The 19,307-nt window shown below is 71.2% G+C and carries 19 protein-coding genes; 13 read left to right on the forward strand and 6 right to left on the reverse strand.

Annotated features, from left to right (window positions below; translation table 11 throughout):
- Positions 1-24 precede the first annotated feature (24 nt).
- Complete coding sequence (locus ACWEJ6_RS37550) at positions 25-630, forward strand: CBS domain-containing protein (RefSeq protein ID WP_387676442.1); 606 nt, start codon at positions 25-27, stop codon at positions 628-630.
- A 75-nt stretch (positions 631-705) separates the two neighbouring features.
- On the opposite strand, the gene ACWEJ6_RS37555 is transcribed toward ACWEJ6_RS37550, so the two are convergent.
- Entirely contained in the window at positions 706-1,719 is a 1,014-nt protein-coding gene (locus ACWEJ6_RS37555; protein ID WP_452430010.1) for an outer membrane protein assembly factor BamB family protein, read from the reverse strand.
- Between the two features lie 127 nt (positions 1,720-1,846).
- Here ACWEJ6_RS37555 and ACWEJ6_RS37560 point away from each other — a divergent pair, with 127 nt between their 5' ends.
- The 4 genes from ACWEJ6_RS37560 to ACWEJ6_RS37575 all read left to right on the forward strand — a co-directional run bounded on the left by ACWEJ6_RS37560 (position 1,847) and on the right by ACWEJ6_RS37575 (position 9,246).
- Positions 1,847-2,668, forward strand: a complete 822-nt coding sequence (locus ACWEJ6_RS37560; RefSeq protein WP_397159927.1) for a MerR family transcriptional regulator — start codon at positions 1,847-1,849, stop codon at positions 2,666-2,668.
- Between the two features lie 484 nt (positions 2,669-3,152).
- Positions 3,153-4,616, forward strand: a complete 1,464-nt coding sequence (locus ACWEJ6_RS37565) for an endo-1,4-beta-xylanase (RefSeq protein WP_452430012.1) — start codon at positions 3,153-3,155, stop codon at positions 4,614-4,616.
- A gap of 476 nt (positions 4,617-5,092) precedes the next feature.
- Positions 5,093-7,813: a beta-L-arabinofuranosidase domain-containing protein gene (locus tag ACWEJ6_RS37570; protein ID WP_452430014.1), complete on the forward strand. Its 2,721-nt coding sequence runs from the start codon at positions 5,093-5,095 to the stop codon at positions 7,811-7,813.
- Positions 7,810-9,246 (forward strand): non-reducing end alpha-L-arabinofuranosidase family hydrolase, encoded by a 1,437-nt coding sequence (locus ACWEJ6_RS37575; protein ID WP_452430016.1) that lies wholly within the window; start codon positions 7,810-7,812, stop codon positions 9,244-9,246. Before ACWEJ6_RS37570 ends, ACWEJ6_RS37575 begins: the two co-directional genes overlap by 4 nt.
- A gap of 88 nt (positions 9,247-9,334) precedes the next feature.
- Here ACWEJ6_RS37575 and ACWEJ6_RS37580 read toward each other — a convergent pair whose 3' ends face one another.
- A complete protein-coding gene (locus tag ACWEJ6_RS37580) occupies positions 9,335-9,862 on the reverse strand; it encodes a hypothetical protein (RefSeq protein ID WP_452430018.1) in 528 nt (175 codons plus the stop codon).
- A 284-nt stretch (positions 9,863-10,146) separates the two neighbouring features.
- Here ACWEJ6_RS37580 and ACWEJ6_RS37585 point away from each other — a divergent pair, with 284 nt between their 5' ends.
- Positions 10,147-10,479 carry an STAS domain-containing protein gene (locus tag ACWEJ6_RS37585; RefSeq protein WP_452430020.1) on the forward strand — a complete coding sequence of 111 codons (333 nt, stop codon included), beginning with the start codon at positions 10,147-10,149 and terminating at the stop codon, positions 10,477-10,479.
- 277 nt (positions 10,480-10,756) lie between these two features.
- On the opposite strand, the gene ACWEJ6_RS37590 is transcribed toward ACWEJ6_RS37585, so the two are convergent.
- A complete protein-coding gene (locus ACWEJ6_RS37590) occupies positions 10,757-11,902 on the reverse strand; it encodes an alpha/beta hydrolase (protein WP_452430022.1) in 1,146 nt (381 codons plus the stop codon).
- Positions 11,903-12,053: 151 nt separating this feature from the next.
- Here ACWEJ6_RS37590 and ACWEJ6_RS37595 point away from each other — a divergent pair, with 151 nt between their 5' ends.
- Positions 12,054-12,923, forward strand: a complete 870-nt coding sequence (locus ACWEJ6_RS37595) for a LysR substrate-binding domain-containing protein (RefSeq protein ID WP_452430094.1) — start codon at positions 12,054-12,056, stop codon at positions 12,921-12,923.
- 24 nt (positions 12,924-12,947) lie between these two features.
- Here the strand turns inward: ACWEJ6_RS37595 and ACWEJ6_RS37600 are convergent, their stop codons facing one another.
- The 3 genes from ACWEJ6_RS37600 to ACWEJ6_RS37610 all read right to left on the reverse strand — a co-directional run bounded on the left by ACWEJ6_RS37600 (position 12,948) and on the right by ACWEJ6_RS37610 (position 16,013).
- Positions 12,948-14,363 carry an OmpA family protein gene (locus tag ACWEJ6_RS37600; RefSeq protein WP_452430025.1) on the reverse strand — a complete coding sequence of 472 codons (1,416 nt, stop codon included), beginning with the start codon at positions 14,361-14,363 and terminating at the stop codon, positions 12,948-12,950.
- Between the two features lie 275 nt (positions 14,364-14,638).
- Positions 14,639-15,295, reverse strand: coding sequence for a CBS domain-containing protein (locus ACWEJ6_RS37605; RefSeq protein ID WP_387676402.1), 657 nt, complete (start codon positions 15,293-15,295; stop codon positions 14,639-14,641).
- A 190-nt stretch (positions 15,296-15,485) separates the two neighbouring features.
- A complete protein-coding gene (locus tag ACWEJ6_RS37610) occupies positions 15,486-16,013 on the reverse strand; it encodes a hypothetical protein (protein ID WP_452430027.1) in 528 nt (175 codons plus the stop codon).
- A gap of 363 nt (positions 16,014-16,376) precedes the next feature.
- Here ACWEJ6_RS37610 and ACWEJ6_RS37615 point away from each other — a divergent pair, with 363 nt between their 5' ends.
- Genes ACWEJ6_RS37615 through ACWEJ6_RS37640 form a run of 6 tightly spaced genes read left to right on the forward strand, consistent with a single transcriptional unit; the run spans position 16,377 to position 19,279 of the window.
- Complete coding sequence (locus tag ACWEJ6_RS37615; protein ID WP_452430029.1) at positions 16,377-17,126, forward strand: hypothetical protein; 750 nt, start codon at positions 16,377-16,379, stop codon at positions 17,124-17,126.
- 1 nt (position 17,127) lies between these two features.
- On the forward strand, positions 17,128-17,637 hold the full coding sequence (locus ACWEJ6_RS37620) for a hypothetical protein (protein ID WP_452430031.1): 510 nt from the start codon (positions 17,128-17,130) through the stop codon (positions 17,635-17,637).
- Positions 17,634-18,146 carry a hypothetical protein gene (locus ACWEJ6_RS37625; RefSeq protein WP_397159905.1) on the forward strand — a complete coding sequence of 171 codons (513 nt, stop codon included), beginning with the start codon at positions 17,634-17,636 and terminating at the stop codon, positions 18,144-18,146. The genes ACWEJ6_RS37620 and ACWEJ6_RS37625 overlap by 4 nt, the downstream gene beginning before the upstream one ends.
- A gap of 9 nt (positions 18,147-18,155) precedes the next feature.
- The gene (locus tag ACWEJ6_RS37630) at positions 18,156-18,329 is read left to right on the forward strand and encodes a hypothetical protein (RefSeq protein WP_452430034.1); all 174 of its coding nucleotides are present in this window, start codon (positions 18,156-18,158) and stop codon (positions 18,327-18,329) included.
- Positions 18,330-18,347: 18 nt separating this feature from the next.
- Positions 18,348-18,890 carry a hypothetical protein gene (locus ACWEJ6_RS37635; RefSeq protein WP_452430036.1) on the forward strand — a complete coding sequence of 181 codons (543 nt, stop codon included), beginning with the start codon at positions 18,348-18,350 and terminating at the stop codon, positions 18,888-18,890.
- Complete coding sequence (locus ACWEJ6_RS37640; protein WP_452430038.1) at positions 18,887-19,279, forward strand: MauE/DoxX family redox-associated membrane protein; 393 nt, start codon at positions 18,887-18,889, stop codon at positions 19,277-19,279. The genes ACWEJ6_RS37635 and ACWEJ6_RS37640 overlap by 4 nt, the downstream gene beginning before the upstream one ends.
- The last annotated feature ends 28 nt before the right edge of the window (positions 19,280-19,307 follow it).

Consider the following 19,307-nt stretch of genomic DNA (forward strand, 5'->3'; position numbering starts at 1 on the left):
CTTCGAGTGGGAGGCCAGACAGCGATGCTCGTCCGCGAGGTCATGAGCAGCCCGGCCGTCACCGTCCGCGACACCGATCCGGTGCGGCGGGCCGTGCGGGTCCTGCACGGCCACGACATCACCGCCGCGCCCGTCGTCGGCGACGACGGCCGGCTCGTCGGCGTGGTCAGCGAACTGGACCTGCTGCGGGGGGAGTTCGAGCCCGATCCCCGCGCGACCGTCCGCCCGGCCGCGCCGGCCGACGAGCCGCCGCCCCGCCAGGTCATGGACGTCATGAGCCGCGACGTCGTCACGGTCACCGAGACCACCGACGTCACCGTCGCCGTCGATCTCATGGTCCGCGAGCGGGTCAAGAGCCTGCCCGTCGTGACCGGCGGCCGGATCGCCGGGATGGTCAGCCGCCGTGACCTGATGGCCATGCTCGCCCGCCCCGACGAAGACCTGCGCCAGGCGGTCGAGGCCGCGCTGCGCGAGCAGTACCCGGCGGGCCCGAGCTGGGACGTCTCCGTCCGCGACGGCGTGGCCGAGCTGCGCGGGCCGTCCCGGCAGCAGGCCGACCACATCGCCGGCGTGCTGGCCCGCACGGTGCCCGGCGTCGTCCGGGTCAGACATGTCCGGCCGTCGCCGTGAATCCGGCCCGCACGGTCAAGACCGCCGTCGCTGTGACGACCGGCCGTCCATGACGTGGTCGCCTTCTCGGCCGGGTCAGCCGACCAGCACGTCGTCGTCGAAGCGACGCCGGTCGACGACGCGTCCCGTGCGGGCGTCGAGCTTGACCAGTGTCGTCGTGTCCTCGGCGACGTAGGTGTGCACGCCGTCCGTCAGCACGGTGCCGTCGCGCGCCGCGTCCAGGTCACGCCGCCAGGCGACCGCGCCGTCGGCGATGCGGTAGGCGGTCACCGCGGTCTTCGAGCGCACGGTCAGCAGCTCGTCCGACACCCCCATGGCGCTCCCGTACGGGTTGTCCCGCAGCCCCGCCGACGGGACGCGCCACAGGACCTCCCCGTCCCGTACCCCGCGGACGACCAGGGCGCCGCCGCCGTCCACGGACGCCAGACGCCCGGCGCCGAGCGCACGCGCGTGCCACAACTCGCCGCCGTCGAACCCCCACAGCCGCCTGCCGTCCGCGGCGGCCAGCGCGACGTCGGACTCCGCGCCCGCGCAGTCCCGGAAGACCAGGACGAGCTCGCCCTCGCCGCGGACCCCGAGGCCTGCGTCCCCCGTGGGGCAGGAGGCGGACGATCCGGAGGGGAAGGACCAGCGGATCGCTCCCGTGCGTCCGCCCAGCACGTCGAGCCGGCCCTCGTGCAGGATCACCACGAGGGGCACGGAGCCGTCCCTGGCCACCGAGATCTCCCAGGCCGCCGCCCATTCCTCGTCGTAGGCCCGGTTGGCCTCGTGGTACGGCCCCTGCGGCAGGTCGGCCCGCCAGACGACGCGGCCGTCCGGCACGTCGACGAGGCTGACCCGGCCGTCCCGCCGGACGGCCGCGATCCGGCGGTCGTCCACCCGTACGGGGCCCACCAAGTCGTCGGCCCAGGCGTTCTCGTACCGCCAGACCGGGGATCCGTCCGTGACCCGCTCCACCGCCAGCCCCTCGGCGTGCGGGCTCCACACCGGGCGCACCGCCACGTCACCGAAGACGTCGGCGGCGAACGGCGCCCTGCCGACGACGTCGATCGACCGCGTCCCCCATCCCGCCGGACGCCAGTGGATCATCAACCGAAAGATCACCCGGCTGCCGCCAGTTCCGGACGCCCACCCCTTCAAGGGACTCGGTGGCCTGCCCGGGGCTGTGATTCGGGTTGTTTGTGTCCGCCCCAAGGGCAGGGTCCATACTCGGGCGGTGTCCGATCTGATGACCACTGGACAGTTCGCCGCGCGGTCCAACCTGACGCTCAAGGCGCTGCGGCTCTACGACGCCAAGGGGCTGCTGCCGCCCGCCGAGGTCGATCCCCGCACCGGTTTCCGCCGTTACGGCCGGGCGCAGCTCGCCGTGGCCCGGCGCATCACGCTGCTGCGCGCCATCGACATGCCGCTCGCCGAGGTCGGCAGGGTGCTGCGGCTGGACGGCCCCGCGGCGGTCGAGGCCATCGCGAAGCACTGGAGTCACCGCGAGGAGCAGTGGCGGGCACGTCAGTCGCTGCTGGCCTACATCCGGCAGGTCTTCCTGGAGGAGGCGACCCCCGCGTACGAGGTGCGCCTGCGGGACGTGCCCGAGCAGCGCGTGATCTTCATCCACGGCCATGCGCGCGCCTCCGGCCTGGCGGACTTCATCACGGACGCCTCGGCCGCGCTCTTCGCCCATCTGGGGGCGGCCGGCGGCTGCCTGTCCGGGCCGCCGTTCGCCGTCTTCCACGGCACGGTGGGCGAGGACTCCAACGGCCCGGTGGAGGTGTGCCTGCCGACCGGGAGCCCGATCGAGCCCGCCGGCCGGATCGGCGTCCGGCTGGAGCCGTCCCACCGGGCCGCGTACGTCGAGGTCAGCAAGGAGCGGTCGCACTACCCGGCGATCCTGCCGGCGTACGACACGCTCAAAGCCTGGCTGGACGACCACGGGCTGGCCCCGGCGCTGTCCATGCGCGAGATCTACCACCCGAACCGGGAGACGGCGGCCCCGGCGGAGCACGTCACCGACGTGGCGGCCCCGTTCGCGCCGCCCTCCTGAGCGACGGCCCTCGGCGCGGCTCGGGCCGGGCCGCGCCGAACAGCCAGGGTCATCGGGTCCAGGTCCGCCTCTGGTTGGTTCCGTCGGAGTCTCGCTTCATGGTTCCGCCCGTTCGTGTGTCAACGCCAACAAGTCGCGGTGCCCGCGGGACGGAGCAAATACGAGCTTGACGACCCCGTCAAGAGCCCCCGAAGCCCGAAGCGCCCGAAACGGCCCTCACCTCGGACCGGCCGCCGCCCGTCCCCGTGAAACTTTCACGACCCGTCGGCCGAAAACTTTCGACAGCTAGCGGCCCTGGATGACATGCCCACACCAGCAAGACGGCTCCGAAAGTTTTACCCGAATCTTGACAACTTTCGGCGAGATCCACACACTGAGTGCCCGAGCCCGGCTCCCCCTACCCGCTCCCGAACGCCCTGGGCGCACCCCTCCGAAGTGCGTCCGCACGACCTTCCCCCCATGATTCGCGTACGGAGGCTCAAGCATGCGTGTCAACGCCATGTCCCCACCGACCGCCGGACGGCCGCCCCGCGCGCGCCGCCGGGCGCTGATCACCGGCGCACTCGGCGCGCTCGGCCTGCTCACGGCACTGGCGACGGCGATTCCGGCCGATGCCGCGGCGAGCACGCTCGGCGCGGCCGCCGCGCAGAGCGGCCGCTACTTCGGCACCGCCATCGCCGCGGGCAAACTCGGCGACTCCGCCTACACGACGATCGCCAACCGCGAGTTCACCATGGTGACGGCCGAGAACGAGATGAAGATCGACGCCACCGAGCCCAACCAGGGGCAGTTCACCTTCACCAACGGCGACCGGGTCTACAACTGGGCCGTGCAGAACGGCAAGCGGGTACGCGGCCACACCCTGGCCTGGCACTCCCAGCAGCCCGGCTGGATGCAGTCGTTGTCGGGCAGCTCGCTGCGCCAGGCGATGATCGACCACATCAACGGCGTCATGTCCCACTACAAGGGCAAGATCTACGCCTGGGACGTGGTCAACGAGGCCTACGCCGACAGCGGCGGCGGCCGGCGCGACTCCAACCTCCAGCGCACCGGCAACGACTGGATCGAGGTGGCCTTCCGCACCGCGCGCGCCGCCGACCCGGCCGCCAAGCTGTGCTACAACGACTACAACATCGACAACTGGACCTGGGCCAAGACGCAGGGCGTCTACAACATGGTCAAGGACTTCAAGGCCCGGGGCGTGCCGATCGACTGCGTCGGCCTGCAGTCGCACTTCAACGGCAACAGCCCGTACAACAGCAACTACCACACGACGATCCAGAGCTTCGCCGCGCTCGGCGTGGACGTGCAGATCACCGAGCTGGACATCCAGGGCGGCTCGGCCACCACGTACGCCGGCGTCGTCAACGACTGCCTGGCGGTGCCGCGGTGCGCCGGCATCACCACCTGGGGCGTGCGCGACACCGACTCCTGGCTCGGCTCCGGCGCCGCCGCGCTGCTCTTCGACGGCAACGGCAACAAGAAGGCCGCCTACACGGCCGTGCTCAACGCGCTGAACGGCGGCGGCACGACACCGCCGCCCGGCGGCGGCGCGGGGCAGATCAGGAGCACGGCCGCCGGCCGCTGCGTCGACGTGCCCGGCTCCAGCACCACCGACGGCACGGCCGTCCAGCTCTGGGACTGCAACGGTCAGAGCAACCAGCAGTGGACCCAGACCTCCGCAGGGGAACTGAAGGTGTACGGCAACAAGTGCCTGGACGCCGGAGGCACGGGCAACGGCGCCAAGATCCAGATCTACTCCTGCTGGGGCGGCGACAACCAGAAATGGCGCGTCAACACCGACGGCACGATCGTGGGCGTGCAGTCCGGACTGTGCCTGGACGCCGTGGGCGGCGGCACCGGCACCGGCAACGGCACGGGGCTGCAGCTGTACACCTGCTGGGGCGGCAGCAACCAGAAGTGGACCTACAACGCGGGCGCCGCGTGAGCGTCACCGACCCGTCGCGCCGGGGCCCGGCGCCCCGGCGCGACCTCGCCCGCTGACCACCCCCTCCCCCGGCCCGGCGAGGCCGGGGAAGGGGGCCGGGTGACGCCCGTGAAACTTTCATGGTGACGGCCCGTCCCCGTGGAGACAGAACTCCAGGCGGGAAGGCACGCACAGGACGAAGCCCGGCTCGGCCGGCAATCCCCTCGTTGACACCGGAACGGACCGTCGGTTGTACTCCCTCACTACGGAGTAGTCCCATCGGCAAGACGATGTTAGCGCTAACACCATCCCTTCACTCCAAGGAGCCCCGACATGTCACGACCGCCGGCACGGGACACGACGGTGACCCGATCGGCCAGTTGTTAGCGCTAACAAGACCAGCCGAAAGACCAGGCAACGGCCCTTCGAAGGCCCTGACCTGCTGCCCCCGTGACCGGCCCCGGCCGTTCACCGCCCCCCATCCCAAGGAGCTCCGCATGTCCTTGAGCCGCCGTCAGCTCTTCCAGGCCACGGGCGCGACCGCCGCGCTCTCCGTCGTCGGTCAGATGGCCGGCGCGTCCCCCGCCCTGGCCGCAGTCCCCTGGAGCAGGCCCGACCTCGGCGTCTCAGCCTACGAGTTCGACCTCGGCCAGGTCCGGCTGACCGCCGGCCGCCTGCTGGACAACCAGAACCGCGCCCTCGCCTACCTGCGCTTCGTCGACGTCGACCGGCTGCTGTACGTCTTCCGCGCCAACCACCGGCTGTCCACCGGCGGCGCCGCGCCCAACGGCGGCTGGGACGCGCCCGGCTTCCCCTTCCGGTCGCACGCGCAGGGCCATTTCCTGACGGCGTGGGCGCAGGCGTACGCCGTGCTCGGTGACACCGCCTGCCGCGACAAGGCGCGCTACATGGTGGCGGAACTGGCCAAGTGCCAGGCGAACAACCCGGCCGCCGGGTTCACCGGCGGTTACCTGTCCGGTTTCCCGGAGTCGGACTTCACGGCCCTGGAGAACCGCACGCTGACCAACGGCAACGTGCCCTACTACTGCGTCCACAAGACCCTGGCCGGGCTGCTGGACGTCTGGCGGCTGATCGGCGACACCCAGGCCAGGACCGTGCTGCTCGCCCTGGCGGGCTGGGTGGACGCCCGGACGTCGCGGCTGTCCGCCGCCCAGGCGCAGGCCATGCTCGGCACCGAGTTCGGCGGCATGAACGCCGTGCTGACGGACCTGTACCAGGCGACCGGGGACCCCCGCTGGCTGGCCGCGGCCCAGCGGTTCGACCACGCGGCCGTGTTCGACCCGCTGGCCGCGAACCAGGACCGGCTCAACGGCCTGCACGCCAACACCCAGGTGCCCAAGTGGATCGGCGCGGCCCGCGAGTACAAGGCGACGGGCGCCACCCGCTACCGCGACATCGCCGTCAACGCCTGGGCCATCACGGTCGGCGCGCACACGTACGTGAACGGCTCCAACAGCCAGGCCGAGCACTTCCGCGCGCCCGGCGCGATCGCCTCCTACCTGACCAGGGACACCGGCGAGGCGTGCAACACCTACAACATGCTCAAGCTGACCCGGGAGCTGTGGCTGCTGTCCCCCGACCGGGCCGACTACTTCGACTACTACGAGAACGCCCTGCTCAACCACCTGCTCGGCCAGCAGAACCCGGCCGACGCGCATGGGCACGTCACCTACTTCACCCCGCTCAACCCCGGCGGACGGCGGGGCGTCGGACCGGCCTGGGGCGGCGGCACCTGGAGCACGGACTACGGGACGTTCTGGTGCTGCCAGGGCACCGGGATCGAGACCAACACCAAGCTCATGGACTCGATCTACTTCCACGACGACACCACCCTGTTCGTCAACCTGTTCGTGCCCTCCGTCCTCGACTGGAGCCGGCGCGGCATCACGGTCACCCAGACCACCTCCTATCCGGTCAGCGACACCACGTCGCTGCAGGTCACCGGCAACGTGAGCGGATCGTGGACGATGCGCGTCCGGATCCCGGCCTGGACGCAGGGCGCGACGATCAGCGTCAACGGGGTCCGGCAGGACATCGCGGCCGCGCCGGGCAGCTACGCCGGCCTCACCCGGTCGTGGTCGTCCGGCGACACCGTGACCGTGCGCCTGCCCATGCGGGTGGTCATGAAGGCCGCCGCGGACAACCCCGGCGTGCAGGCCGTGACCTACGGCCCGGTCGTGTTGTCGGGCGACTACGGCGACACCGTTCTGTCGTCGGCCCCGGCCCTGAACCCCTCCTCGATCACCCGGACCGGCGGCTCCTCCCTGGCCTTCACGGCCACGGCCGACGGCGCGCCGGTGCGGCTCGGCCCCTTCCACGACGCCACCGGCCACAACTACGTCGTCTACTGGAACGTCCAGGGCGGGACCGGCACGGCGAGCTTCCGGCTGGTCAACGCGGCCAGCGGGCTCGTCCTGGGCATCAGGGACATGTCCACCGCCGACGGCGGCGCGGCCCTGCAGTGGACGGACAGCGGCACCGCCGACCACGACTGGGTCCTGATCGTCGACGGGACCGCCCTGCGGTTCCGCAACGCGCACAGCGGCAAGGTGCTCGGCGTCGAGAACATGTCGACCGCCGCGGGCGCCCGGGTGCTCCAGTGGGGCGACACCGGCACCGCCGACCACCGCTGGACGGTCACCGACGCCGGCGACGGCTCCGTCAAGATCCGCAACGTCCACAGCTCCAAGCTGCTCGGCATCCTGAACGGCTCGACCGCGAACGGCGCCCAGGTGGTCCAGGACGCCGACGACGGCAGCCCGGACAACCAGTGGCGGTTCCTGCCGAACGGCGCGCGGCGCCTGCAGAACGTGGGCACCGGGATGGTGCTCGGGATCTCCGGCATGTCCACGGCCGACGGCGCGCTCGTCGTCCAGTGGGGCGACAACGGCACCGCCGACCACCTGTGGACCGCCGTCAACGACACCGGCGGCTACCTGCGGCTGCGCAACTCCCACAGCCAGAAGGTGCTGGGCGTGGAGAACATGGGCACCGCCGCCGGGTCGCGGGTCGTGCAGTGGGCCGACAACGGCACCGCCGATCATCGCTGGCGGCTGCGCCACGGGTCGGGCGCCGCCTTCCGCGTCCAGTGCGCGGGCGGCGGGCGCGTCCTCGGCGTCGCCGGCGCGTCCCAGGGCGCGCAGGTCGTGCTCGCCGACGACAACGGCTCGGACGACAACCTCTGGAGGTTCCTGTGAGACGTGTCCTCGCGGCCGTCACGGCCCTGCTTCTCGTGGGCGTGCTGCTCACCGCCCAGGAGGCGTCGGCCGCGACGGTCGACACCAACGCCTGGTACGTCCTGGTCAACCGCAACAGCGGCAAGGCCCTGGACGTCTACAACCTGTCCACCGCCGACGGCGGCCGCATCACCCAATGGACCAGGAACAACCAGAACCAGCAACAATGGCAGTTCGTCGACTCAGGCGGCGGCTACTACCGCATCAAATCCCGCCACTCCGGCAAGGTCCTGGACGTCTACAACTTCTCCACCGCCAACGGCGGCCCCATCGTCCAATGGACCGACCTCAACGGCGCCAACCAGCAATGGAAGCTCGCCGACAGCCCCGACGGCTACGTCAGACTCATCTCCCGCCACAGCAACAAGGCCCTGGAGGTCCAAGGAGCCTCCACGGCCGACGGCGCCAACATCGTCCAGTACGACGACTGGGGCGGCGCCAACCAGCAATGGCAACTCGTACGGACGGACGGTGGCAACCCCGGCATGTGTGACCTCCCCTCGACCTACCGCTGGACCTCGACCGGCCCGCTGGCGACCCCGAAGGCGGGCTGGGTCTCGCTCAAGGACTTCACCGTCGCCCCCTACAACGGGCGGCATCTGGTCTACGCCACGACCCACGACACGGGGACGAAGTGGGGGTCGATGAACTTCAGCCCGCTCGCCAGCTGGTCCGACATGGCCTCGGCCACACAGAACACGATGTCCTTCTCAGCCGTCGCCCCCACGCTCTTCTTCTTCGCCCCCAAGAACGTCTGGGTGCTCGCCTACCAGTGGGGCGGGCCCGCCTTCTCGTACCGGACCTCCACCGACCCCGCCAACCCCAACAGCTGGTCGGCGCCGCAGACGCTCTTCTCCGGCAGCATCTCGGGGTCCGGGACGGGCCCCATCGACCAGACGGTCATCGGCGACAACACTGACATGTACCTGTTCTTCGCCGGGGACAACGGCAAGATCTACCGGGCGAGCATGCCCATCGGGAACTTCCCCGGCAGTTTCGGCACGGCCTCGACCGTGGTCATGAGCGACACGACGAACAACCTGTTCGAAGCCGTCCAGGTCTACAAGCTTCAGGGCCAGAACCGGTACCTGATGATCGTCGAGGCGATCGGCGCGCAGGGCCGCTACTTCCGCTCGTTCACCGCCACCAGCCTGAACGGCTCCTGGACGCCCCAGGCCGCGACCGAGGGCAACCCGTTCGCCGGCAAGGCCAACAGCGGCGCCACCTGGACGAACGACATCAGCCACGGCGAGCTGGTCCGCACCGGCGCCGACCAGACCATGACCGTCGACCCGTGCAACCTGCAACTCCTCTACCAGGGCCGCAGCCCCAGCTCGGGCGGCGACTACGGCCTCCTGCCCTACCGGCCGGGGGTGCTGACACTGCAGCGCTGACGCCGTGAGCCGGTGACCCTCGCGGCTCCCACCTGAAATGCCACGGGCCCACCCCTCCGCCGAGGGGTGGGCCCGTGACGGGTCCGAGCTACCTGAGCCAGGCGTTGCGGCGGACGATCGGCAGGTTGCCCAGCCCGAGCGTGGCGCCCGCGCCGGCCATGGCCAGGCCGATCAGGACGATGGCGTAGACGATGTGCTCGTCCATGAAGGGGTTGGTGGCCAGCGGGAGCTCGGCGGCCCACATCAGGGTCAGCATGAGCGTGCCGGCGACCGCCGCGATCCGGGTGCCCACGCCCAGCACCAGCGCCAGGCCGATGCCGGCCAGGCCGGCCATGAACAGCCAGTCCACCCACGCCTGTCCGGCCAGGGTCGAGAACAGGCCGCCCAGCGCGTTCTCGCCGGTGCCCTTGAGGAAGCCCGTCGTCGGGCTGCCGCCCGCGATCCACGCCTTGCCCGCCGGGGTCGCGAACCCCCACCCGAACGTCTTGTCCAGGAACGCCCACAGGAAGATCCAGCCGATCGCGATCCGGGCGACGGCCCAGACGTAGTCGACCGGGGTACGCGCCGCCTGCACGGGGGCGACGTCCATCACGGGCCGGTTGATGGTGGTGGCCATGGCGGGCCTCCCTTTCGGTGGGGGGTGTACGTCCTTGTCTCACCCCTATTCCACTGCGGGCGCCCGCTCCCGGTCAGTGTCGTACGCCCCTCGCTGGAAGGACCTTGGTCCTCAGGGCCGTCCGTTCCGTGGCCGCCCGGCCGGGCCCGGTCCTTCGGCTGCCGGAGGTGGGACTTTGGGCCCTATCCCGATCGCCGGCGTTCTCGTAGCTTCGCTTTGGGGGCATCGTGCTTCCGCTGACGAACGCCGGCCACCGGCCGCCCGCCGAAGGTAAGGAGACGGACATGGGTTCTCAGGCGCGGCCTGGCACGGGCAGGCGGGCGGTGCTGAAGGTCGCCGGCGACCTGGACCTGGCCACGCAGGCGGGGTTCCGCGCCCGGATCGCCGCCGCCCTCGCCGAGCAGGGCACGCGTCTCGTCCTCGACCTCAGCGGGGTGACCTTCATGGACGCCCGCGGGCTGGCCGCGCTGGTGGCCGCGCGCGACCTGGCGGCCGCCCGCCACGGCAGCCTCCGGCTGACGGGGGTGACGCCGGCCGTCCTGCGGTTGCTGGAGGTGACCCGGCTCGACCGGACCTTCTCCCCGGTCTCCCTCGCGGACGTCCGCCCGGCCGCGTGAACGGCGCTCAGCTCCAGAGCACCGCTGTCGCAGGCCCGTGAGCAGCGCGTCGAGGCCCGCCTTCACCGCGGAGGCCGTACGGCCCCGATGGACGACCAGGTTGGCCGCGACCGGCGCGAGCAGGGCGTCGGCGAGGAAGCCCGCGTCCGCCTCCGGCTTGATCTGCCCGATCAGCATGACCAGGTGCTGGTGGTACGCCTCGTAGGCCCCGCCGAAGCGGGTGAACTCCCCCGCAGTCTCGGCCATCAGCAGCAGGTCGAGCTGGGCGAAGGCAGGGCTAAGGCTGCGGGGTCCGCTGCTGCGATCTCACCCGGGCGGTGAAGGCCTCGATGGCGTCCACGAGCGCCTCGAAGCGTACCGAGTGGTACAGGTCGAAGGCGTGGTTGCCGCCACGCAACTCGGCGTAGACGACGGGGGCGGCCGACGTACGGCGGAGCTGGTCGGCGAAGTGCCTGGCCTCGGCCACCGGCACCAGCGGGTCCAGATCGCCGTGGGCCACGAAGAACGGCGGCGCGTCCGCGGTGGCGTGGGCCAGCGGCGCGGACTGCGGGTCCCCGTCGAAGTAGGTGCCGTACCAGCCGTTCAGGTAGACGGCGCCGGTCACGGAGGTGTCGGCCTGCTCGAAGCCCGGCTGGTAGGCGGGGTCGTTCGGGGTGAGCGCGGCCAGCGCCGCCATGTGCCCGCCCGCCGAGCTGCCCGCGACGAACAGCGTCGAGGGGTCGGCGCCGTACTCGTGGCCGTGCTCGCGCACCCAGGCGATGATCTTCTTGAGGTCGATCAGGTGGTCCGGGTGCTGGGACTGGGGCCGCAGCCGGTAGTTGGCGCTGACGCACACCCACCCCTGGGAGGCGAGCCGGTAGAGCAACGGCAGCGACTGGCTGTTCTTGTGGCCGCTGTCGTAGTGGCCGCCGTGCAGGTGGATCATGACGGGCGCGCCCTGCGGACGCGAGCGGTGGTGGTAGACGTCGAGCAGGTTGCGCCGGCCTGCTTCGCCGTAGGAGAGATCGGCCACCCGGCGGACGTCCGCGCGGCGCTTGAGGATGGGCAGGAACAGGATGCGACCCCACGGCGGACGACGGCGCAGTCCGGCGGCGAGGTCGGCGTCGATGGCGGCGCGCCAGCCCGCGCCCAGGCCGGCGTCCATCGCCCGCCAGATCCTGGCCCGCTCCCCCAGACCGCGGCAGGCGATGACGGTGAGCCCGATCGTCGTCACGGCGGCCAGGGCGACGACCGCCCAGCCGCCCGGCGTGTGGATGTCCCCCTCGGCGAACGCCAGCGCCGTCGGGGCCAGCAGCAGCCAGAAGAAGGCGGCGAACGGCAGTTCGTTGGCGGCCAGCCCGAAGAAGTAGCTCACCCGGCCGAGCGCGCTCCACCCCGGCAGCGGCCGCAGCGCGAACAGCGTCCCGATCGCGACGAGTGCCACAGGGATCAGATATCCGACGGGCACCGAACCTCCAAAGCCGCACGTCCTTCGAACACGCCAAGCCTCTCCCACCCGGCCGCCCCGCATCTACGACGGATCCGATAACGTCCTTTAACCCTGAGATGAAGAATGCGGAGGCCCGCCCGTGGAGATGCGGGAGATCGAGATCTTCCTGACGCTGGCCGAGGAGCTGCACTTCAGCCGTACGGCCGAGCGGCTGGGCATCAGCCCCGCCCGCGTCAGCCAATCGATCAAGAAGCAGGAGCGGCGCATCGGCGCGCCCCTGTTCGACCGCACCACCCGAGCGGTCCGCCTCTCACCGCTCGGTGAGCAGCTCTACCAAGCGCTCAAGAGCGGCCACCGGCAGATCACGCAGGGGATCGCGACCGCTCAGGCCACCGCCGACGGCACCGCGGGCACACTGACCCTCGGCACGGTCGGTCCGCTCTCCACGCAGATCAAGGACGTTCTCGACCTGTTCCTCGCCCGCCACCCGAACGCCCGGCTCCAGCACCGCGAGATCCAGCCCGCCTCTCCGCTGGACCTGCTGAAGTCGGGCGAGGTGGACGTGGCGCACCTGTGGCTGCCGATCCGCGAGCCCGACCTGACCATCAGACCGACCTCGCACGCCTCCGACGTGGTGTTGATGGTCTCCGCCGACCACCCCTACGCGGGACGAGACTCCATCTGCCTGGAGGACCTCGGCGACTGCACCGTGGTCGAGGGCCGGTCGATCCCCTCCTGCATGGAGGAGATCTTCAACCCGTACCACACCCCTTCCGGCCGCCCCGTCCGCCGCGGGCACAAGGTCACCACCTGGCAGGAGACCCTCAGCGCCGTCGCCACGGGTCAGGCCACCGCCGGGGTCACCGCCGAGGCCGCGGCCTTCTACCCCTGGCCCAGCCTCGCCTTCGTCCCGATCCGCGACGCTCCGCCGTGCCGGTGGACGTTCGCCTGGCGTACGGCGGCCGAGACGCCGCTCATCCGCGCCTTCGCCCGAGCAGCGGCCGACGTCTCATGAAGGAGCCCGCACGGGGGCGCGGGCTCAGGACAGGGGCACCTGCAAGGGGCGCCAGGTGGCCACCTTGACGGTCAGCGCGTCAGCCTGGGCGGGCAGGGCGTACAGCGACCAGAACTCCTTCGTCTCCCCCGCCTCGAAGTTCATCGCCGACAAGGCCACCCCTGAGGTGTTCGTGCATGCGCAGTACGTGCCCGGCTCCTCCCCCTCGGCCACGATCACGCGGGCCGGGCGGTACAGGCGGCGCGCGGCGGGGTCGGTCACCTGGATGTTCGTCGCGGCGTGGTGCTTGAAGGCGTTCCAGTCGTCGGCCCAGTTGAGGTCGTGGTACCACGCCTCGCCGTCACCCCGGTTGGTGATCGTGTAGCGGAGCAGGCCCAGGTCACCGGGCATCCGGCGGAAGGACGTCACCTTCAGGTCGAAGGGCACCCCCTTCGCGCGCACGGTCGCCGTCGTCCCCTCGCCCTCGGGCAGCGGGGACGCCGTGGTGCCGGCGGCCGGCACGTCAGCCGGTGCGGGCTTGGCGAACGTGATCGTCACCCGGCGGTTGCGGCGCCGTCCCTCGTCGGAGCTGTTGCTGTACAGCGGGCGGCGGGAGCCGTATCCACGGGCCCTGAACGTCACCTGGTCGCGCGTGATCAGAGGCATGAGGGCCCGGCGCACCGCCTCCGCGCGGCGGCGGGACAGCGGCTCGTTGACGGCGTCGGTGCCGGAGGAGTCGGCGTGGCCGTCGACCTCGATCGTCGTGTCCGCGGACGTGTCGATGAGCTTGGCCGCCTTGGCCAGCACCGTGCGGGCGCGCGGCGTGAGCGTCGCCTTGTTCAGCGCGAACAGCACGTCGGAGGAGAGGCTGACCTTGAGGTCGGCGCCGTCGTCGGTCGTCTCCTCGGTGCGGTCGAGCGACTGCGACGGCGTCTCGATGAGGTGGCTGACGGTCTCGACCCGGGACGCGTCGGCGTCGGGCAGTTGCTGGCCGGGCGGCGGCACGGGCGGGTCGTCGCTGATCGGGACGTCGGCCATCGGCGGGCCGATCGGTGTGACGATCGTCGTGGTCGCCGGGTTGCCGGACGGCGCGGGCAGCACGGCGTAGACCGTCAGCGACTCGCCGGGGTCGATGATCGCTTCGAGGTCGTCGCGGTCGGGGTCGCTGCACAGGCATTCGCCGTCGGCGGGCTTGTACGGCATGAGCCATCGATGGGCCGGGGCGTCGAGCACCGCGATGCCGGCGGGCCCGCGCCACTTGAGCGGCCGCATCGGGTCGGCGAGCGGCGCCTGCCAGTGCAGCGGCTTGCCGATGCCGGCGGACAGGCGCAACTGCACGATCAGGTGCTTGCCGCCGACGCGGTTGAGCCCGACGAGTTCGGCCTTGTAGTTCGGCTCGACGGTCCCCTGGACGGTGGCCAGCGCGGGCCGGGTGTCGCCGCCGCCGGACGTCGCGCTCACACTCGCGGAGGGCGAAGGAGCGCCGGCCGAAGGCGCGGAAGGCGGTGCGGTGGTCCCGCTCGCCGAGGGCGCGAGGGGTGGTTGACCACACCCCGCGGCTGTCAAGGCGACGGCGGCCAGGGCCATGATCCGGATACGCATGCCGGGCATTGTGCCATGACCACCTCAAAGGCGATCAGTCAAGGACAGCGTGGACGGACGCGCGCTTCTCGCCGAGCACCCTGGACTGGCCTCCATCGCGCGCCCGGTCACGGGTGGCGCAGCGCTCCCCCGCTCTACCGCGGCGGCGGAACACTGACCAGGTCGTCATGGTCGGCGGTCACCTCGCTGGTGACGTCGACGACGCCCTCGACGGCGCGCACGGCCTCCACCGCCGCGATCGCCTGCGACCGGCGTTCCACGCGCCCGCCGAGCTTCACCACGCCCTGCTCGATCTCCACGGAGATCGCCCCGGACGCCGGGAGCACGGCCCGGACCTCGGCCTCCAGCTCCGCCCGCGGACGGGCGAAGACGCGCAGCACGTCGCGCTGGTGCAGGGTGCCGACGATGCGCCCGCTCGCCGGGTCGATCACCGGGAGCTGCTTGATGCGCCGGTCGTGCATGATCCGGGCCGCCTCGCGCACGGACGTGCCCGGCGTGACGGTGATCGCCGGGGTGGACATGAGCCGGGCCGCGGTGACGGCCGTCGCCCGGTGGTGCTCGTCCCGCCGGCGGTGGGGCTCGTACATCGACACGCTGTGCCGTACCGGGTCGATCTCCTTGAGCAGCAGGTCGTCCTCGGAGACCACGCCCACCGGGCGCCGGTCGGCGTCTATCACGGTGACCGCGCCCACCGCGTACCGTTTCATCGCGTTGAGGACGTCGGCGAACGACGCGTCCGCCAGCACGGCGATGGCCACCCGGCCCATGACGTCCTTGACCTCGATCGACATGGTGTACCTCCTTGCCCCTCTCTCTCCATCCTGCGCCTGTCCGGAGCGGTCCACGCAGGAGCGAACGTCCCCGGCGGCGGGGCCGAAGGCACTCATGTGACGGGGCTTTCGTCCCTGCGTGCCCGGCACGGCCCACGGTGACGGCGGAACGCCCACCCCGTGGTGCGGGGTGGGCGTTCGCGTCCGGGCACTACCTGAGCCAGGCGTTGCGGCGGACGATCGGCAGGTTGCCCAGCCCGAGCGTGGCGCCCGCGCCGGTCATGGCCAGGCCGATCAGGACGATGGCGTAGACAATGTGCTCGTCCATGAAGGGGTTGTTGGCCAGCGGGAGCTCGGCGGCCCACATCAGGGTCAGCATGAGCGTGCCGGCGACCGCCGCGATCTGGGTGCCCACGCCCAGCACCAGCGCCAGGCCGATGCCGGCCAGGCCGGCCATGAACAGCCAGTCCACCCACGCCTGTCCGGCCAGGGCCGAGAACAGGCCGCCCAGCGCGTTCTCGCCGGTGCCCTTGAGGAAGCCCGTCGTCGGGCTGCCGCCCGCGATCCACGCCTTGCCCGCCGGGGTCGCGAACCCCCACCCGAACGTCTTGTCCAGGAACGCCCACAGGAAGATCCAGCCGATCGCGATCCGGGCGACGGCCCAGACGTAGTCGACCGGACGGCGGCCGGCGGCGGTGATGCTCGGGTAGGTGACGGGCCTGTCGATCGTGGCGGCCATGACGATCCCCTTTCAGCGATGGTTCGTCGTTCTCTTCCGCGCCTCCATCGCACCGTTTTCCGCGCGCCGCGGGCAGTGTCCTACGACCGTCGGTCGAAGGACCTTGGTCCTCACCGCCGTGCCGCCGCGGTGGCCGCGACCCCGTCTTCGGTGCAGCGCCCAGGCACCGACGCCACACCCGTAAATGACGAAAATATGGCCATTTACCGACGCCGAAGTGACCGGGCCGTAATGGCACCTTTCTCCCGAATTTTCCCACGGAAAAACGTGTGGATCTTGTGTCTTGACCTGGGTGATGGCGCGTGTAAGGCTTCGTGCCAAATGATCTAGCGCCCGCGATCTGCCACGAAAGGCTGGGGCTTAATGGCGCATTTATCCTCTCTTCGTACCGTCAAGAATTCTCTCCTCCAACTGGAGGTCGAGGACACCGAGGCCGCCTCGCTGGCCTCCTGGACCGGCCACGTCCGCTACACCCCGAAATACGGGTCGCGGAAGACCACCGCGGAAACCTGGGGGCTCGAACTCGCTCCCCTGTCCTCCCTCACGGCAGGCGTCAACTCGGTCCGCGGACGCGAACGAGAGCGCTTCTCCCTGGCGGGCGGCGAGGTCGTCGTCTACGACTGCGAGGACCCGTCCGACGCCAGGTGGGCCGCCTGGCTCGGCCCCTGGCACATGGCGCACGGGCTCTTCTACTCCCCCGAATGGGAGTCGGCCGACATCGTCGACATGTTCAGCCGCGTGACGTGGCAGGACACCCCCGAAGGCATGATGGCCGACGGCGGCAAGCGGTTCGACGTCTCCATGGAGCTCTACGCGATCTCGATCGCGGGTGTCGGCACCATGACGGTCGAGCCGAAGCAGGCGGGGATCAACCGCATCCCCAAGTGGCGGGGCTACGGAGCGCCCTCGGGCGAGCTGTGGCGGCTGCCCGCGCCCCCGTCCGACTCGGTGGCCCCCTTCCTGCTGGTCACCGACACCGCCATCGTCACGCTGCATCCCTGGAACGCCCCGAGCTACAACAAGGCGGGCGTGGCGGCCCGCTCGGGCGCGGGCACCCCGGAGACCGCGGCCGACTTCCTGAACAAGGTCAAGCGCGTCGAGTGGCGGGCCTGACGTGGAACCGCTGACCGCGGTGGTCATCATCCTGGCCGTCCTGGTCGCTCTGCTGTTCGCGGCGGGGGCCGGACTCTACCGGCGGGTACGCGAACTGGAACTGGCCACCTACAACGGGGTCGGCGTGCGCTTCGCCGCGGCCGGGTCCGAGACCCAGGCGAACGGGCTGGGCGTGCCCGGCGCCACGACCATGGTCATCAAGGTCAACCGTCGCTGCCCCATCTGCGACGACGTCCTGCGCGCCGCCGCCGGGATGGCGCCCGGCCTGCCCTCGGACCTGTCGTTCACCGTGTTGTCGGACGACCCCGGGTTCGACAAGTCCCTGCCCGATTCCATCCGGGTGATCAAGGACCCGGCGATCTGGCGCGCGGCGAGCGTGCCCTACAGCCCGGCCCTGCTCGTCGTGGACGAGAACGGCGTCGTGGTGTTCACGGCTCCGGTGGGGTCGGGAGAGGCGCTCACGGAGATCGTCGACCGAGCGGTCGCGAACAGAAAGGGAGTGAAGCTGTGAAGGCCGAGAAGCGGACCTCGATACTCGACCAGATACCCAGCGCCGAGGAGATGCCCGCGCAGGCGTTGCCGACGCGGGTGGGCGCCACGCGCGAGGGCTGGAGCAGGCGGCGCGTGCTCGGCATCGCCACCGGCGCCGCCGTGGCGACCGGGCTCGGCGTCCTCGACCTGCTGCCCTGGTCGAAGCCGCGCGGCGCGACGGCCGCCGCCTACACCGCGTGGGAGACCTGCCACGGCTTCGCCGACGCCGGTTCCGTCTGCGTGCCGTCCTCCGCGCTCTACTCGGGCAACTGCTCCGGCTCCTGGCACCGCAACGACGGCGCGTCCGGCACCTGCTACAACCTCCGCTACACCCACAACCCCTCCAGCTGTGACGGCAACAACGCCTGGAAGTGGTACGGCGGCGGCACCACCAGCACCCGCCGCATGTGCTCCGACGGCTGGTACGAGTACCACGACTGCGGCGGCGGCAACGTCTCCCGCTTCTCCATCTGCCGCACGGCGATCTGACCCGGGTCCATGAGCGACTCCGCCACCAGAAGATCCGTCCGCCTGCTGGTGCCCGGACTGGCACTGATCGCGGCGGCGGAGGCCCTGGTGCTGTGTTCGAGGGTTGCGGGCGCGGACACGAAGGGCTTCACCTGGCTGGTGGCCGCCCTCGTCGCCGGCTTCTCCCTCTCGGGCTCCGTTTGAAGCCTGAACAGCGCCTGGGTGCTGTCCTCGTCGGTCCGGCGGGGTGCTGATGTCGCCGGCTTCATCGCCGGATTGTTCGTGGGAGCGGGCGCCGTCACGTTCGTGCTGGTGGTCGTCGGCTCCGTGCTGCGGGCTCCGTTCCCCGCAGTGGTTCTGCAGATCATGGTCGCCGCGGCTGCGGTGATCTTCCTGCTGCGCGAGCTGGACGTGTTGTCCTTCCCGTTGCTCCAGAACGCGCGGCTCGTGCCGCAGTTCGTCACCAGGATCCCCTTCTGGGGCGCCGTGCAGTTCGGCGCCGAGATGGGCACGGGGATGCGCACGTACTCGCCGACAGGGCTGCCGCACATCATGGCGGTGGCGATCCTGTTCCTGGCGTCCTGGCAGGAGGCGCTCCTGGCGGGCGCCGGCTTCGCGGCGGCGCGGGCGATGATGCTCCTGACCTTCGCCCTCGCGCGGGACCGGATGGAGGCGGACACGGCGTTCTACTTCACATTGCCGAAGATGAAGGTCCTGTTCGTCGTGCTCGCGGTGCCCGTGGTGGCGTTGCTGGTGATCGGATGATCGCCCTCGTCGCCCGCTACGGGCTGGGTCTCGTCCTGGTACTGGCGGTGCTCGGGAAGGCGCGCGACCTCGGCGCCTTCCGGAGCGGCCTGGCGGCCTTCGGGCTCCATGGACGGGTGGCCCGGGCGGGCGCCTTCACGGTGGTGACCGTGGAGGCGCTCGTCGCCCTCGCCGCCTTCTCCCCCGTCACCGGCGACGTGCTGGTGGGCGTGGCCGGGACGTGTCTGGGCCTGTCGTTCACGGTGGCGCAGACGTATCTTCTGGTCATGGGCGAGCAGGCGGCTCCCTGCCTGTGCTTCGGCGCCGCGGAGCGGGCCTCGGCCCGCACGTTCGGCCGGGCGGCGCTGGTCCTGCTGATGGGGCTGGCGCTGTGGGGCGCCGCGGTCTGAGAACCGGCCCGACCCTCCGCCGGCCTCG

It is taken from the genome of Nonomuraea sp. NPDC004702 (assembly GCF_053601695.1).